Annotated in this window: 22 protein-coding genes; 7 read left to right on the top strand and 15 right to left on the bottom strand. The window is 45.7% G+C overall.

Annotation, left to right across the window (positions count from 1 at the left end; translation table 11 throughout):
• From GVY42_RS12815 to GVY42_RS12790, 6 genes are all read right to left on the bottom strand, one after another.
• Positions 1-978: a DMT family transporter gene (locus GVY42_RS12815; protein ID WP_159563429.1), complete on the bottom strand. Its 978-nt coding sequence runs from the start codon at positions 976-978 to the stop codon at positions 1-3.
• Between the two features lie 67 nt (positions 979-1,045).
• On the bottom strand, positions 1,046-1,528 hold the full coding sequence (locus tag GVY42_RS12810; protein ID WP_159563428.1) for a hypothetical protein: 483 nt from the start codon (positions 1,526-1,528) through the stop codon (positions 1,046-1,048).
• On the bottom strand, positions 1,503-1,988 hold the full coding sequence (locus GVY42_RS12805; RefSeq protein WP_159563427.1) for a hypothetical protein: 486 nt from the start codon (positions 1,986-1,988) through the stop codon (positions 1,503-1,505). Before GVY42_RS12805 ends, GVY42_RS12810 begins: the two co-directional genes overlap by 26 nt.
• Positions 1,985-2,488: a hypothetical protein gene (locus GVY42_RS12800; protein ID WP_159563426.1), complete on the bottom strand. Its 504-nt coding sequence runs from the start codon at positions 2,486-2,488 to the stop codon at positions 1,985-1,987. Before GVY42_RS12800 ends, GVY42_RS12805 begins: the two co-directional genes overlap by 4 nt.
• Positions 2,489-2,497: 9 nt before the next feature.
• A complete protein-coding gene (locus tag GVY42_RS12795) occupies positions 2,498-2,956 on the bottom strand; it encodes a hypothetical protein (RefSeq protein ID WP_159563425.1) in 459 nt (152 codons plus the stop codon).
• Between the two features lie 13 nt (positions 2,957-2,969).
• A complete protein-coding gene (locus tag GVY42_RS12790; RefSeq protein ID WP_159563424.1) occupies positions 2,970-3,419 on the bottom strand; it encodes a hypothetical protein in 450 nt (149 codons plus the stop codon).
• Between the two features lie 162 nt (positions 3,420-3,581).
• Between GVY42_RS12790 and GVY42_RS12785 the strand changes: the two genes are divergently transcribed.
• Together GVY42_RS12785 and GVY42_RS12780 are read left to right on the top strand one after the other, a co-directional pair.
• Positions 3,582-4,787 (top strand): MFS transporter, encoded by a 1,206-nt coding sequence (locus GVY42_RS12785; RefSeq protein ID WP_159563423.1) that lies wholly within the window; start codon positions 3,582-3,584, stop codon positions 4,785-4,787.
• A 19-nt stretch (positions 4,788-4,806) separates the two neighbouring features.
• Positions 4,807-5,238 (top strand): MarR family winged helix-turn-helix transcriptional regulator, encoded by a 432-nt coding sequence (locus GVY42_RS12780; protein WP_031424557.1) that lies wholly within the window; start codon positions 4,807-4,809, stop codon positions 5,236-5,238.
• Between the two features lie 41 nt (positions 5,239-5,279).
• On the opposite strand, the gene GVY42_RS12775 is transcribed toward GVY42_RS12780, so the two are convergent.
• Positions 5,280-6,311 carry an FAD-dependent oxidoreductase gene (locus GVY42_RS12775; RefSeq protein ID WP_159563422.1) on the bottom strand — a complete coding sequence of 344 codons (1,032 nt, stop codon included), beginning with the start codon at positions 6,309-6,311 and terminating at the stop codon, positions 5,280-5,282.
• Positions 6,312-6,669: 358 nt separating this feature from the next.
• Complete coding sequence (locus tag GVY42_RS12770) at positions 6,670-7,413, bottom strand: nucleotidyltransferase domain-containing protein (protein WP_159563420.1); 744 nt, start codon at positions 7,411-7,413, stop codon at positions 6,670-6,672.
• Between the two features lie 157 nt (positions 7,414-7,570).
• Here GVY42_RS12770 and GVY42_RS12765 point away from each other — a divergent pair, with 157 nt between their 5' ends.
• Positions 7,571-7,795 carry a hypothetical protein gene (locus tag GVY42_RS12765; protein ID WP_159563419.1) on the top strand — a complete coding sequence of 75 codons (225 nt, stop codon included), beginning with the start codon at positions 7,571-7,573 and terminating at the stop codon, positions 7,793-7,795.
• Position 7,796: 1 nt separating this feature from the next.
• Here the strand turns inward: GVY42_RS12765 and GVY42_RS12760 are convergent, their stop codons facing one another.
• Together GVY42_RS12760 and GVY42_RS12755 are read right to left on the bottom strand one after the other, a co-directional pair.
• Positions 7,797-8,465 carry a DUF3841 domain-containing protein gene (locus GVY42_RS12760; protein ID WP_159563418.1) on the bottom strand — a complete coding sequence of 223 codons (669 nt, stop codon included), beginning with the start codon at positions 8,463-8,465 and terminating at the stop codon, positions 7,797-7,799.
• Between the two features lie 86 nt (positions 8,466-8,551).
• A complete protein-coding gene (locus tag GVY42_RS12755) occupies positions 8,552-8,974 on the bottom strand; it encodes an Lrp/AsnC family transcriptional regulator (RefSeq protein ID WP_159563417.1) in 423 nt (140 codons plus the stop codon).
• A 144-nt stretch (positions 8,975-9,118) separates the two neighbouring features.
• On the opposite strand from GVY42_RS12755, the gene GVY42_RS12750 reads away from it, so the two are divergent.
• Positions 9,119-9,700 (top strand): cysteine hydrolase family protein, encoded by a 582-nt coding sequence (locus GVY42_RS12750; RefSeq protein WP_159563416.1) that lies wholly within the window; start codon positions 9,119-9,121, stop codon positions 9,698-9,700.
• A gap of 179 nt (positions 9,701-9,879) precedes the next feature.
• On the opposite strand, the gene GVY42_RS12745 is transcribed toward GVY42_RS12750, so the two are convergent.
• From GVY42_RS12745 to GVY42_RS12730, 4 genes are all read right to left on the bottom strand, one after another.
• A complete protein-coding gene (locus GVY42_RS12745; protein WP_159563415.1) occupies positions 9,880-10,350 on the bottom strand; it encodes a hypothetical protein in 471 nt (156 codons plus the stop codon).
• A gap of 9 nt (positions 10,351-10,359) precedes the next feature.
• Positions 10,360-10,557: a hypothetical protein gene (locus tag GVY42_RS12740; RefSeq protein WP_159563414.1), complete on the bottom strand. Its 198-nt coding sequence runs from the start codon at positions 10,555-10,557 to the stop codon at positions 10,360-10,362.
• A complete protein-coding gene (locus tag GVY42_RS12735) occupies positions 10,554-10,874 on the bottom strand; it encodes a nucleotide pyrophosphohydrolase (protein ID WP_159563413.1) in 321 nt (106 codons plus the stop codon). Before GVY42_RS12735 ends, GVY42_RS12740 begins: the two co-directional genes overlap by 4 nt.
• 477 nt (positions 10,875-11,351) lie before the next feature.
• Positions 11,352-11,759 (bottom strand): hypothetical protein, encoded by a 408-nt coding sequence (locus tag GVY42_RS12730; protein WP_159563412.1) that lies wholly within the window; start codon positions 11,757-11,759, stop codon positions 11,352-11,354.
• Between the two features lie 152 nt (positions 11,760-11,911).
• Here GVY42_RS12730 and GVY42_RS12725 point away from each other — a divergent pair, with 152 nt between their 5' ends.
• From GVY42_RS12725 to GVY42_RS12715, 3 genes are all read left to right on the top strand, one after another.
• The gene (locus GVY42_RS12725) at positions 11,912-12,892 is read left to right on the top strand and encodes a LytTR family transcriptional regulator DNA-binding domain-containing protein (RefSeq protein ID WP_159563411.1); all 981 of its coding nucleotides are present in this window, start codon (positions 11,912-11,914) and stop codon (positions 12,890-12,892) included.
• A gap of 130 nt (positions 12,893-13,022) precedes the next feature.
• Positions 13,023-13,871 (top strand): ABC transporter ATP-binding protein, encoded by an 849-nt coding sequence (locus tag GVY42_RS12720; RefSeq protein WP_074034792.1) that lies wholly within the window; start codon positions 13,023-13,025, stop codon positions 13,869-13,871.
• The gene (locus GVY42_RS12715; protein WP_159563410.1) at positions 13,868-14,575 is read left to right on the top strand and encodes an ABC transporter permease; all 708 of its coding nucleotides are present in this window, start codon (positions 13,868-13,870) and stop codon (positions 14,573-14,575) included. Before GVY42_RS12720 ends, GVY42_RS12715 begins: the two co-directional genes overlap by 4 nt.
• Positions 14,576-14,634: 59 nt before the next feature.
• Here GVY42_RS12715 and GVY42_RS12710 read toward each other — a convergent pair whose 3' ends face one another.
• On the bottom strand, positions 14,635-14,856 hold the full coding sequence (locus GVY42_RS12710) for a TIGR04104 family putative zinc finger protein (protein WP_159563409.1): 222 nt from the start codon (positions 14,854-14,856) through the stop codon (positions 14,635-14,637).
• Between the last annotated feature and the right edge of the window lie 26 nt (positions 14,857-14,882).

Here is a 14,882-nt window from a genome sequence, read left to right as displayed (position 1 = left end):
TTAAGATAAACGAATCAATACAATTCCAATGACCATGACAATCAGACTGATGATTTGCACACCAGTGACCGGGTTCTTCTTCGCTCCGAACCAACCGAAACGGTCAATCAGTAAGCTACCGCATAACAGTCCGACAATGACGATGATGACAGCGATCCCTGTCCCGACAATCGGTACGATGAGGACGTTTCCTCCGATGAAGAGCGCCCCAATGATCCCACCGAGCCAAATCCACCACGGTTGACCTTTCAGTTGACCGAGCGGAACCGGTTGGCGTGAGACGAGTAAAATGAGTAAGAGCGCCAACGTTCCGACAACAAAAGAGACCAATGCCCCTTTCAGTGACGATTCGAGCACCGTTCCCAAATAGCCGTTAATGGCCGTTTGCGTGGCACTCATCATCCCTGTGAAAATCCCAAACAGTCGCCACAGGTTCAGATTCCCCGTGTCCGTTTCCATGGAGACGACCAGCTTGCCTCTTCGGCGGTTGAGCCAGTCGGATAAAGCGACCGTTCCGATGACTCCTAATAAGACGAGCACGACTCCGAACAAACGAAGCGCCGTAATTGGATGTTCGACAGAATGGAACCAACCGAAATGGTCAATCAACAACCCCATCAAAATCTGTCCAAAAATCGGCATGATGACCGTCTGGACACTCCCGAGTCTTGGAAACAGCAAGATATTTCCCGTTAAGAACAAGACCCCTAACAGTCCGCCAATCCACATCCAACCCGGACCTTCCTGAATCACCGAGCCGTCAAACCCGAATGACTGTCCGGTCAATAAGAGCAAAAGGGACAAAAAGATCGTCCCTACCATAAACGATAAAAAAGATGCAACGAACGGGGAGCCGACCACCTGACGCAAACGTGAGTTGACACTCGTCTGCATCGGCAATAAAATCCCAATCGTCAATCCAATCAAAATAGCTAACATGAATGTCTTCCTCGATTCTTCTAGTAGTTCTGTGTACATTGTCAGCTTACGCCTCCGTACCGAAGAAGAAAAGGACCGATGTCCTCAAACAAAAAACGAACCCTTCTCAGGCGTTCGTTTTGGATTCACGGAAGCGTTGATCGCGCGCTTCACGCAATTCTTTCCCTCGTACATGATGCGAATCGAGTGATTGTAAGTTTCGATTGATGACATAAGGTGCCAGAATCGACATCACACCGATTCCGAACAGCCCGGCAATGGCGACGACGGGAGACAACGAGTCGGCATAATAGGCAGCCAACAAGCAGATGGTCAATACGAAGCAGAGCCACTGGATGCCAAAGTCTGTATACACCAGACGTTGGTAACGCGCATCCTCGTTAAAGGTCAGGAGCAGTTTTGTCTTCCGCCACTCAAAACAGAGATACGGAAAGAAACTGATGAAGACGAGGAGTGGAGCATAGAGTTTGGACTGCGTGGCAATCACGAGCGTCATCACGACCGTCGCGATGGCGACGCCCCACCCCCAACGCCAATGACTGTCATCTTGCTCCATCAATTGTTCAATTCGCTTTTCTTTCGTCAGCATATGTACTCCTTTCATACGAGCGGTAATGCTTTGTCACCTCATCTCGTGTTGGTTGCTCCGGGTCGGCTTGTCGCAATTGTTGGACGGTCTGATAGTGCGTCCATGCTAACATGACGATGCTTAGACCGAAGATAATCCATGCGACGGGTGCAATTTGCAGACGACTGAAGAGAACCGCTACTGTGACCGCTCCAATCCAGTAAGAATAGAGGCGATACAAACGTTTTGTCAGCAAGATGCCTCGACCTGCCGTGAAAATCTGTAAGACACGTCCTTCTTTGATCGTCAGTCCTATGAGTAGGACAGCCGTGAGGACCGAACCGATTCCCCATATCCACCATGTGTCAAAGCCGAGCACAAAACTGTTACAAAAAATAAGGGCTCCTGTGAGCCAAAGGTGGAGGGTTTCTCGTGACTGCCGATATCCTCCGATTACTTGAATCCGTTCTTTCTTTGTCATGACTGCTTACGACCTTTCCTTGAAATATCATCTAACGTATGTTTCAAACGTTCCCGGTTTGACCGAGCCCACTCGCCTGATGTGACGTGGTGCTCATCAAGCGCGGACTGTTTTCGATCAATCCAAAGTGGAATCAATATGAGACACGGTCCGCCGATTAGTAGCGTCCAACTCATCCACGGTAAGATATCGATTCCGTTGAAATGCAACCCAATCAAAATCGTGAACCAGATCAAACTCATCAACATGACAGAAAAATCGATACGCAATAGACGATGATAGCGTGTCGATTCGTTGAAGGATTGCTGTAATATCATCTTCCTCCATTCAAGCCATGTCGTATAGAGAAGTGCGACACCGGGTAAAAGAATGCTATACGGACTCCATGTCGAAAGAAAATAGATGGATACGCCTAGCATGACTACGCTCACGATGATGTTGAGACGAGTATATCGTTTCTCAAACTGTTCAATTCTTTCAAATCGCTCTGCTTTGTCCACGGTATCACCTCAGTCTTTCACGAAGTCGAGTTTGATTTCGCGGCGCATCGGCTGTTCTTCGTCATACTGCGGCATCTGCCGGTCGAGCATTTTCTGTGCGACTTGCAATAAGATGACCCCGCCTAAAAAGACGACGAAAAGCGACCATGCCGGCCAGTTAATCAAGACGATTAATGGGAAAAGAATTGCCAACAAGACGAGGAGTCCCATCTCCGACACATACTGCCAATCGATGATGCGCTTTGCTTGTTCTACAGCGGTCAACTTCCTGACGAAGCGCCGCTCTCGTCCGATGGCGAACAACATGCCTGCTAATGTGACCCCTAATGGAATGATATACTTTGACGCACCGTCAGACTGAAGTGCAAGAAAGACGAACATCCCGGTAAGAGCTGCCAGTCCCATTCTCCAAAAGAGCCAACGCTGTTGATAACGATAAATCGTATTAATCCGTTCTTGTTTATTCATCTCATTCATCCTTTCAGAATCGTCGAATCTCGCGACGTGTCGGTTGCTCCGGATCGAGCCAGCGGATTTGTTGATCGAGCTTCTCTTGAGACCATAAGATATAAAGCAATGTCCCACCGATAAGAACCGCTGGAATCCAAGACCATTCCATGATTCGAATGGCTAGCGGATTGACGAGTCCTAGCAATGCGATAAAGAGGAAGTCCAGATGATACTGCAGTATCACAACACGTTTCACCTGTTCTTGCTCCGACAATTGACTGATCGTCTCTGCTTCATGCGAAAAGAAGTAACGAGTCGCAAGTAACACTCCGCCGATAATGGCGAACCCAACCCAAATATTCCCGTCCGTTCGTATTAAAAAGTAGACCGCGAGAGCAGCTGGAATTGCTAGAAAAAGTCGTTGCAAAAGTCGCTTTCGATTTGATTGTTTGATTATATGTAGTCGTTCTTGCTTATTCATCTTGATTCACCTCTTATTCCACTATACGGTATGAACACGAGAAAAGTTCCGTTATTTTACATTTTCGTACCAAAGTCATGTTTCTTGACGATATGAACTTCTCGCCTTATAGTTTAGTTAACTTAACTATATTTTAAAGAATGAAAGTAAGAGGTTATTAACATGGGTTTATTGAACAATTCCCGATTTATGTTTACCTGGTTATCCGGAATGACGCTCACGCTCGGGTTTTCGATTTTCTTCTTGAGCGTCTCGTGGTTGACGATCGATGTGTTGAAGCAACCAACGCTTCTCGGGATTATCTTGACTGCGGTCTCGTTGCCGCGTGTCGTCATGATGGTGTTCGGCGGTGTGTTCGCCGATCGATTCCAAAAGAGTCGCTTGTTATGCTTAACAAATATCGGACAAGGCGTGTTGATGTTAATTGTCGTTGCGCTCCATTTCGCTGACGCGTATTCGGTGACAGCCCTCTTGATCATCTCCGTATTGTTTGGTCTTTTAGATGGCATGTCTTACCCGGCACTGTCATCACTTATGCCTTCAATCGTATCAGGTCAACAGTTGCAACGGGCGAACTCCCTTTTCCAAGGGTCGCTCGAGTTGATGTTCGTCATCGGCCCGTTCCTTGCAGGGATCCTACTGACGTGGGGAAGTTTTGGTCTCAGTTTCGGCACAGCGGCTTCCTTGATCTTCATCTCTGCGATTTTGATCATGCCGCGGCTGATTCAAGATCACATTCCCGAGGTCGCGCCGCTCTCACCGAAAGATGTACTCGTTGATTTGAAAGAGGGCATTCGTTACGTATCGCAAACACCTGTGTTACGTAGTGGGACGTTCGCCATTGCCATCGTCAACTTGTTCGTCATGGGACCACTCATCATGAGTATCCCGATTCTCGTTGGTGCGGTCGGAGGGACGGCTTTTGATTTAAGTATCATCGAAGGGGGGCTCGCAGTCGGGACGTTCGTCGCAAGCTTCCTGATTCTATTCCTGCGGACCGTTCATCGTGGACGCTTCGTCTTCCGCGCACTGTTTCTGACACTCGGCGCCTTCTTCCTCTACACGCAAGTTCAATCGATTCCACTTCTCGCCGTCGCGGCTTCTATGAGCGGATTTATGATTATGCTCGTCTACTTGCCGACCGTCACCATCATGCAGGAACAAAGCGACTCTGACAAAATTGGACGCGTCATGAGCATCATGTCACTCGCCGCTTCTGGCCTGGAACCGATCGCGTTCGCCATCTTATCGATTCTTGTCGCCCTGGCTGTGCCGATTCAAACGCTCTTATTGGCATTTGGTATAATCGGATTAGTGTGTGGTGTCCTCTTATATCTCCGGAGCGAAACGTTCCGACGGACACCGTAAAGAAAGGATGAATGACACGTTGAATGAAACACGAAAGCAACAAGTCCTCACGATGTATCGTCAAATCGATGAGCTGGACTTGTTGTTCACGAAATATTTCACGGAACTGAACGAATTCGAGCTGAGCTATCAACAAGAACAGATGTTGCTTCTCTTTAAACGCCAAGAGACGTGGACGACGACGGAGATTGCGACGAAGATGTCCATCTCAAAAAGTGCCGTCAGTCAGGTGCTCAAAGTGCTCGAGCAACGTGACTTCGTCGCGCGGGAAAAGAATCCTGAGAACCTTCGAGAAAGCTTCATCCGACTTGGTCCGAACGGTCTGGCGTACTCGAAACAAATCGATGCGATTGAAGAGCGCCTCGCTGAAGAGATGTTCTCCGTCCTTGAGGATGACGAGATGAAGATGATCAACCGTTCGCTCGCGTTGATGATTCAGAAATTCAAATGAAAAAGACAAATCGCCGCTAGTCGGACGATTTGTCTTTTTCTTTATACCAACCCTTTTACGATTCGATTCGCCGACCGCAATGCCCCTTCGATATGTCCCCCGAACTGCGTATCCGTCTCCGAACCAATCAAATGGAGACGGTCTCCGAGCTCAATCGGACCGTAAGCCGGGAATGCTGTGAGCGGCAGGAGGTCGTCAGATGTCGCTGTCTCTGATTCTGTCGACCAGTCCATAAAGTGAAATCGCAAGAAGTCATTCGCTTTCGGACCATACAGCTTCTCCAGTTGTTCGATGACACGCGTCTTTACTTGTCCTTCTCCTAACGCTTCCCGTTCTCCCGGTGACAGACGGAAAAATCCGAACAGCGCACCTGGTCCATCTATCAGAGAAGCGTCATGAATCTCTTGAAGTGGACCGACCCAGCTCATCCCAAAGCCAGACAGACCTTCTTCTCGCCAGAACGGTGTCTCGTATACGATGAGCGCTTTCGCCTGAGAAGCCATCCATGTGGGAGTCGTTTTGAGCGCTTTTCGCGTTTGCGCTGACAATGCCGGTTCAATTGCCACTTCCGCAACGAGACGGGGTGGAATCGCAAGGATCACGTCGTCCGTGTGATGCACCGAACCATTTTGAAACGTCAGTTGGACTCGGTCCGACTGTCGCTCGATCGAGGTCAGGCGATGCCCAAGCCGAACGATGTCATCGGGCAACTTCGCATGCAGAGCTTCCACCAGACTCGTCATCCCACCGACTAAACGCTTGGATAAGACGATGCTTTCTTCCGGTAACACATGTCGTTCCGGTGCGGTCGTCGTTTGACGTTCGAGCACCATGTGTCCTGTCGTATGTTGAACAAATGACTCGAGTCCGAGTGTATCCACGAGTTTAGAGATGGTCTTCTCCGTATCCGGCCAATACCATGTCGGTCCGAGGTCATAGCCGTCCTTCGTCAAGATACGACCACCAATACGATCACGTGCCTCAAAGATGGTGACGTCATATCCTTTTTGATGAAGTTGGGTCGCAGTATAAAGTCCGCTGACACCAGCTCCGATGATGGTGATTGATTTCATGTGGATTCTCCTTTGTCGTCCGTCTCTCCTCGATTATACTGAGATAGATGGTTTTACATATGAAAGGACGACATTAATTGAAAAATATGTTCTATTATCTATTCTTCCCTTATATCGTATTGATGCGCATTTTGTACCGTTTTATTCAAACTAAGGGTCGGATGACTGTGGCGATGTGTCTCGTTTCATATCCCATATGGTCTCTATTTTTATTCGACCTCATTCAATGTTCGACCGCAATCGAATTTGTCATCATTATGTACGTATCAAGTGCTTTATATGTCCCTTATTTCTTCTTTGACACAGACGTGAAGCGAAGACGACCGAACGGATATATCCCAATCGAGGAGCGACATCATTAAATCCAATCTATTTCATTCAAATAGTCTAGAAGCTGTTGATTTGTGATGTCATCTTGTCTCAACAGCACTTCTCCTTGCTCTACTCGCGGATCTTCCGAGAAATAAAGTTTTAAAATCGCCAAGCACGCTTCTACAGTCGCCGCAAAACTCTCGTCCTTCACGTTGATCGTTAAATACCAACCTCGGATGACGCGCTTCACGATGGAGCGTTTCTCCAGATGAGACATCTGTCCACGAAGCAATTTCGACTTGGCTGCTTCAATTGAAGAAATCAAGTCCTGGTTCAACGCCTCACTCACACGAACATCCGGCTTCATGCGCGGGAATTGAATCGAGACATCTTCCCCGTCCACACATGTACAAAGATGTCTTAGCCAAAAGCCCCATTCAAAACGATTCGCCGGATCCAGTGCCACATCTAGACGCCCGATGTCATAATCGATTTTAATGACTTCCGGATGTTGCATTAGCAATTGCTCCGTCTGCTCCACCAATTCTGTCGCATCGACGTCCTCATGCACGAGCACCGTCAAATCTAGATCCGATTGCCCAGCAACAGCTGTCCCGCGACCGATGCTTCCATAAAGATATATGCTGTGTAGCTGTTCATCGAATGCTTCTTTCACCAATTCGATTGCTTTAAAAAGGACAGTTTCAAACTCAGGCTGTATATGATGGATGGACGTCTGGTTGATGACATAACCCGCATCGTCCGTACCAAGTCGGGTCGGCCGTTTCATAGATACGTACCGACTCGTTGAAATGTAGTAAACGTCATGATGTATCGAACTCCTTTTTTTCGTTTATGCATGTCGGATTTGAAATGCCACGGTTCCCCCTTTCAAACAGGTTATATTTGGAAGTATAATGAAGACGCAGAAAAGGAGGTATGTCTATATGAACTTCATCATGGTCTTTTTATTCGGACTCATTTTCACCGTCTTGCCAATCGCTGTACTAATCATCGGTATTTTGTGGATTCGCAATGTCGTGGCACGTTCTGAGAAACGAGCAGACGAGCAACTCTTCATGGAACGTGAACGTTCGAAGCAGATACAAGTATTAATCGAACGTCTCGACCACATCGAACAACAATTAGATTCGAACACAAAACGCAGCTGACTCAGGTTAGCTGCGTTTCGTCTGATCTCGCTTTCCATTTAAACGGTTTAGATCGAATGAGTCCGAGCTTATGTCCGATTCGCCATCCAATCCCTCTCACTCGGTCAAACCATTTGTCACCGCGACCGACGAATGGCATGACAGCTCGAACTTGCATGAGATCGATACGATGGGTGACATACTGATATGTCAAACCGACATTCGGTTGGTTCGCGATCGATGCCTCACACCACGTACGGTCAAAGATGCGCTCCCATGACTTCCGAACAACTTCAGTCGAAAAATATGAATCCTCAAAGTCATCATATTCATCGTCATAGTTTTCAAAAATATATCCGTTACCTAAGACGATATGCCAATATTGAAATTCTGATGCTAAGATTGCTTCATCTGGAATCTCAACCGTTAAGACAATTCCTTTCGCACCTTGATCAATATGTCCATCCCTGCCTAAATCGGGAAACTCGTCCCAACACCAGATTGGATAGTTCCCATTCAATGAGATGCCGGTACGCTTCTCGTATTGTTCAACCATCCAATCGTAAGACATTTTAAAATCCTCAAAATCAGGATCCATGAATAGTGCGTGTTCTCCACTTGCCTCAAGATATCCCTTTTCCAAAGCCTGATGCCACGCAGCTTCATGCTGGTATGTATAATAAATTCCCAATGCCTTTCAATCCTTTCATCGTTCCTCTTCGGCTAGTTTAAAAGATTTCAGCAGAAGAACTACGATAAAAAAATAACCAGGTTATATTATATGATGGGTCTGAATGATACAGGTGAAGATAGATTAATCAGGGACGAGGGACGACCGTATTCCATCGATTCGTCGATGAACGTCTCTAACGTGCGTACATTCTCCGTCACCACTTTGACGAGATAGCTATATTGTCCGGCTAAGCGATGACATTCGATCACAGACGGCTGTTGACGACAAAATTCACGGAACGCCTCACAACGATGGGTGTCGTAAAGAATAAAGGCAGTCATATGTTTGTCCATCTTTTCGGGATTGACGATGGCCCGGTATCCTGTAATGACTCCGCGTTCTTCAAGTCGCTTCACCCGTTCGGTCGCAGCAGGCGTGGATAATCCAATCTGTCGTCCTAATTCGGTCATCGAAATCCGGGCCTGTTGTTGCATCACTTCAAGAATATGACGATCAATTTCATCCATTTGGCATTCACCTTTCAAAATAAAGTGAAACGGTACATAATCCGTTCTTTCTTAAGTCATTCGCTGAAACTTCCATCAAACCTCTATGTATCTGTATTCCTCCGTTGCATACACTTGAAGTAACCAATTCAAGGGGGAATCAACATGCAAAAAATAGTCGTTCCATTACTCATTATCGATGTCCAACAAGCCTTTCACGATCCAAGCTGGGGCAACCGCAACAATCCACAATGTGAAGAGAATATCGCGCGGTTGATTGAAGCTTGGGAAAATCAAAATCAACCGCTCATCTATGTCCAACATGTCACGAACGTTCCGACCTCACTCTTCTATTTCAAAAAAGACGGTCATTTGTTCCAAGACTTCATTCAACCTCGTGAACAAGATATCATCCTAACAAAACAGGTGAATAGTGCCTTCATCGGAACGGATTTACAAGAGCGACTCGAAGCACTTGGTGCGACACAGATGGTCATCACCGGATTAATCACGAACCATTGTGTCGAGACGACCGCACGGATGGCAGGAAACCTAGGCTTCAGTCCAATCGTCGTCTCCGATGCGACGGCAACGTTCGATCGACAATCGATCAGCGGGACATGGATCCCTGCAGAGGTCATCCATGACGTGTCGCTCGCTAGTTTGAATGAAGAATTTGCATCAATTCAAACCACGGAAGCTACGCTCCAGCTCATTCATCAAAAAGAAGTACAGTCCTTCTCATGAAGGCTGTTTTTTTTGATGTCATCCTGCTTGACCTTGAAGCGCATAAACGAACGTCAGCATTCGTCCCGGTATTCTTGCCGATATCGTGTAAGACAAATCAAAGGGCAGTCCATCTATGCAAAGTTATATTACCTTCAAGTAATGGTATATGACCTTCTCCTTTTCTAATCTTGCGTGTTTCAATCAACTTGGCCGGCTTTTCCCCGACTGTACAATCGATGCGTCACATGACATGCATCAACTTGCTTCAATTTGCGGTCAAGGCTCTCGGATGCGACGATACCAAATAAAACGAGACTACAAGCCAACAGCAATCCCGAAGCGTAACCTTCTCTAAATAAAATCATCATACTCAAGAGTGTAAATAGTACAATCATTCCAAAACCTAGAGCACACTCATACCAGACGAGTCGTCGATATCGTACGCTTTCGTTAAATGTCAAAAGAGTATTCGTCCGAAACACAAGCTTGATACAAGCCGTGACCGGAAATAAGCCGATGAACCAAGTCATTTCGGCTAACCGTTGATAATCGTTCCAGTAAAACAGAGCACCACTGAAGACAATCAAGAGCCCTACTTGAATCGCAAGACGGGTCGAGCGTTTTCCAGATGCGTACATATGATTGAAGCGTTGTTTCGTTTCACTCATCCACTCACCTCACGACACAACTTTTCGTTTCATCTGTCTCCAATGCACAAACGCATTCGCAAACCAGATGATTGTTAGTAGCGGAAACATGACGTTCATCCAGTTCGCACGTTCTATGTGGAATAAGGGAATCGCAAGAAAAAGAGCCAAGTTCAATATACCTGCTACGAGATACATGACGAATAGCAATCGGTGATTCGATTTCATCTTGAATCTTCCGCACTCAAAACCGGATACTTCACTGCGTTTTTCACGAGCTTGTCTTCAATTGCTTTCGAGACATCAATTCCGGCAGCGTGAGCGAACGTCAACGCGTAAATCAACACGTCAGCAAGCTCCTCTTCCATCTCCGTCTTCTTCGTCTCAAGCGCTTCTTCACTTGACACCCACTGAAATACTTCAAGCAACTCACTTGCCTCGAGCGACAGGGAGAGTGCTAAGTCTTTCGGATTATGATGGAACGCCCAATCGCGATCATCTCTGAACCTAATAACCTCGTCCATTAATCGTTGTACTTCGTTCATACTCTTCACATCCAATCCATTTAATATAAATCATCTTTTTAACTACATATAAAAGTTAAATTATGTATAATAAAGGTACAACTAAATGTATTCAAAGGGAGTGTTTACATGATTAAAAAAAAGAAATATAAATTAATCCGACGTGGTGGTTATTGCTACGTATGCGGAGATACTTTTAATTATCTTTGTGACGACTGCGGACATTGTAGATGGTGTTGTACTTGCTAAAATAAAGCAGAGTAAGGCGTATGATATTCTTGTCATACGCCTTACTCTTTGAGATTATTTATCACAAATTTATTTCCACTTATTTTTTTGTAGACTTATTTTCTGCTGTACGGGATTTTCCAGCATCGCTTCGCTTAGCTCTCCATTTCCCATCCGAATTTTTAGATCTAACGTTTCCGGCGGTAGGACCAGTTTTTACAATCGGTCCTTTTGTATCTTTAGGACTAGGCATATGAATTCTCCTTACTATTAATTTTTATTTATTACATACTTTAGAGCAGCTTTTAGTTCCCCATCAGATTTATCATGGAGTTCTTCAAGACTCTCCAAAGTATAATAACTAGATTCAATTTTCTTCACATATTCGGATATTAATTTATTTCTTTCTTTGATTTCTTTACCCAACGCTAATTTATATGTTCCTCCTGCATCTGGGTACTTTTTTATAAGAGTTTCATATGAAAAATTTTGAGATTTCACTAAACTAAGAACTCTATCTAGCTCATCTTCTTTTCTTTCTACTTTTTTCATATGAATATCATGCTTCTTTTCAATATGTTCAGAAGCAGACTCTATAGTTCTTGAAACTTTCCCTCCGGATTTTTTGTCTAAATACTGGATAACTATCTCTCCTACAAATTGGACAAATAAATTCATTATGTTTCACCTCATTTATATATACTTATATATTACATTAAATTCAATATTAATGGATTTATTAATAAAAAAATTGGTAAATAATTTCTGTGAAAATAAGTACTTTATATCATATATTTATATAAAAGTAATTAAAGAGTAGGAGGGATTCGGTGCTTACTTTTCAAAATGTCTCGGTTCACCAACAAGACACACTCATTCTCGAAAACATTTCATTTACGATCCACCCAGGTGAGTTGGTGGCTATCCACTGTGGCGTCATTTCCCGAGAAATCATTTTCGGTCTCATCAGTCAGGAGATCAAGACATATACCGGGAACATCGACCACGCTTCAACGCTGTCCCTCTTCTCCATCCGGGACGGTTTATACGACCGACTCACCATCGAGGAATATTTACGCTTTACCAAGCGCCTATATGATTCAACTGACTCGGTCGAATCGGTGATGCAGCAACTCCAACTCACGACTTACCGCAAGCACCGCCTCCACCGTCTCAATCGTTCCCTTGTCAGACGCACGCAGTACGCCGCGTTGCTTCTCCAAGACCGTGACCTGTATGTGTTTGAAGAACCGGATCAAGACGTGGACCAAGAAACACGACACCTTTTACGCGATACGTTACAGACATTGACGTCGAGACAAAAAGCCGTCCTCGTGTTGACGAGCAACATGGAGAGTGCGCTCTTCATGACATCGACCGTTTATCGGATTGATCATCGTCACTTGCGCCTGTTAGATGTGGAACCAGAAGATGCAGGTGATTCGGAAATTTCATCTGAGATTATCCACGTCCGTTTCGAGAAGATTCCAACGAAAGTGAACGAAAAAATTATCTTACTCGATCCTCCTGAAATCGACTTCATAGAGAGTCAGGACGGACAGTCGATTCTACATAGTCAATCGGATCAGTTCCCGAGCGTCTTCACGATGAACGAGCTCGAGACGCGTTTGACTCCGTACGGTTTCTTCCGCTGCCATCGGTCATATCTCGTGAACTTACAACGTGTCCGTGAGGTCATCACCTATACGAAAAATAGCTTCAGTCTCGTCTTGGATGATTCAGAGAAGACAACAATTCCGTTATCTAAGACAAAAATGGCAGAATTGAAGACGATGATGGGGCTCAAATAGTCTCCATTCACAGTTCTATTCACTTCATTCAACTCCTGATGAGCGCCATTTATCGCCATTCGAGTGCGGTCTTTCCCCATTCCTTATACGATAGAGGCAAGCAAGATGACATCGACAAGGAGGAACGGGAATGGAACCAATCATTCAAGTGAACGGGTTAAAGAAATTGTTTGGAAACGAGGAAGCGTTACATGATGTGACGTTTACAGTTGGAAAAGGAGAAGTGTTCGGCTTCTTGGGACCGAGTGGTTCTGGAAAGACGACAACGATAAAAATCTTGACGTCACAACTCGCACAGACGGCCGGTGATGCTACCGTATTCGGTGTGCCGGTCGCCGACTTGAAACAAGAACAGTACCGTAAACGTATCGGCGTGTTGACGGACAATAGTGGTCTCTATACACGACTTTCTATAGAAGAGAATTTGAGCTTATATTGTGACCTCTATGATGAACCGAAGACCCGGATTGATGAGGTATTGAACATGGTGAATCTCAGCGGGGAACGAAAGAAACGCATCGACAAACTCTCTAGAGGCATGCTGCAACGGGTGACGCTCGCACGCGCCCTTCTTCATGAACCAGAGCTCCTGTTTCTAGATGAACCGACATCGGCTCTCGATCCGGTCAACTCTCGACATATCTATAAAGGGATTGAACGGTTGAAGGCAAACGGAACGACCATATTTTTAACGACCCACGACATGCAAGAAGCCGAAGAGCTGTGTGACCGTGTCGCTTTTTTACATCAAGGGTCGATTCAATTACTCGATGCTCCGAACGTATTGCGCAGGAAATATGCGACAGGATCGATGCGAGTTGAATTGAACAACGGTCAGACGCATGAAGTGACACAAACCGACGAAGGCGCGGACTGGCTCCATAAACAGATGCGTGCTAAAAATATCGCGTCGATCCACTCCAATGAACCGACACTCGGCGACATCTTTATCGAAGTGACAGGGAGGAAATTATCATGACTTTTTCAATGAAACGCGCACTCGCCATTTTCCAAAAAGACTACAAGGATTTGTCTCGAAACTTGTTCGTCTCGTCGACCTTGATCATGCCGCTCTTCTTCGCCGTCTTCTATTCGCGAATCGGTGACGGCGGCGTCGATATCACGTACTTCGTCATCAACATCACGTTCAGCCTCGTCGCGATCTTTGTGCAGTGTGCATTGATCGCCGAAGAGAAAGAGAAGAACACGCTTCGCGGGCTCATGTTGTCCCCGGCGAGTACGCTCGACATCTTGCTCGGAAAGAGCGCTCTCACATTCGTGACGACGATGATCCTCATCGTAGCCTCGTCATTTTTGATGGATTATGCTCCACAAAATCTGGCTGTGATCGCCCTCGCGCTCATCGTTTCAACATTCTTTTATATCGGAATCGGAACGATGTTCGGCTTGATGACGAAGACGGTCATGGAAGCTTCATTGATTGTCATGTTGCCGTTCTTTTTCTTCTCGTTCTCACCGATGTTGTTACCACTACAAGATCGTTTCGCCATCATCGGAGTGCTTGAGTATTTACCGAACGTGCTCTTGATTGATGTAGCTCATCAAGTGGACGACGGTGCGAACTTCGGTGCCGTCGGGCTAGAGCTCGGTTTGCTTACGGCGTGGGCGCTTGCTGCATTCGTCGGTAGTGTCGTGATGTATAACCGGAAACAGACAGACTGAATGTTAAGACCATACAAAAACAGGACTACGCATCGTAGCCCTGTTTTTCGTTATCCTTGTTACAGGAATGGATTATTCTCATCGCTTAATCGGATTCGAAATAGAAGAAATGGAACAAATAGAAGACTCAAATAGCCTAATGTAAATAGACGCTGAGTTTCACCAGAAATATATTGCGTGTGTCCACAATTCGGACATGCTTTTCTGTCTTTGGAAAATCCAAGTGACCATACCTCTTTCATTTTCCATTTATAGTGACAATTCGTGCAATGTGGTGCCATCGAACCCCCCCTCCTTCGATCATTAC

Origin of the sequence: Exiguobacterium sp. 8A, assembly GCF_902506275.1 — a bacterium.
GTDB classification, from domain to species: domain Bacteria; phylum Bacillota; class Bacilli; order Exiguobacteriales; family Exiguobacteriaceae; genus Exiguobacterium; species Exiguobacterium profundum.
This window is presented reverse-complemented; position numbering and strand designations above follow the sequence as displayed.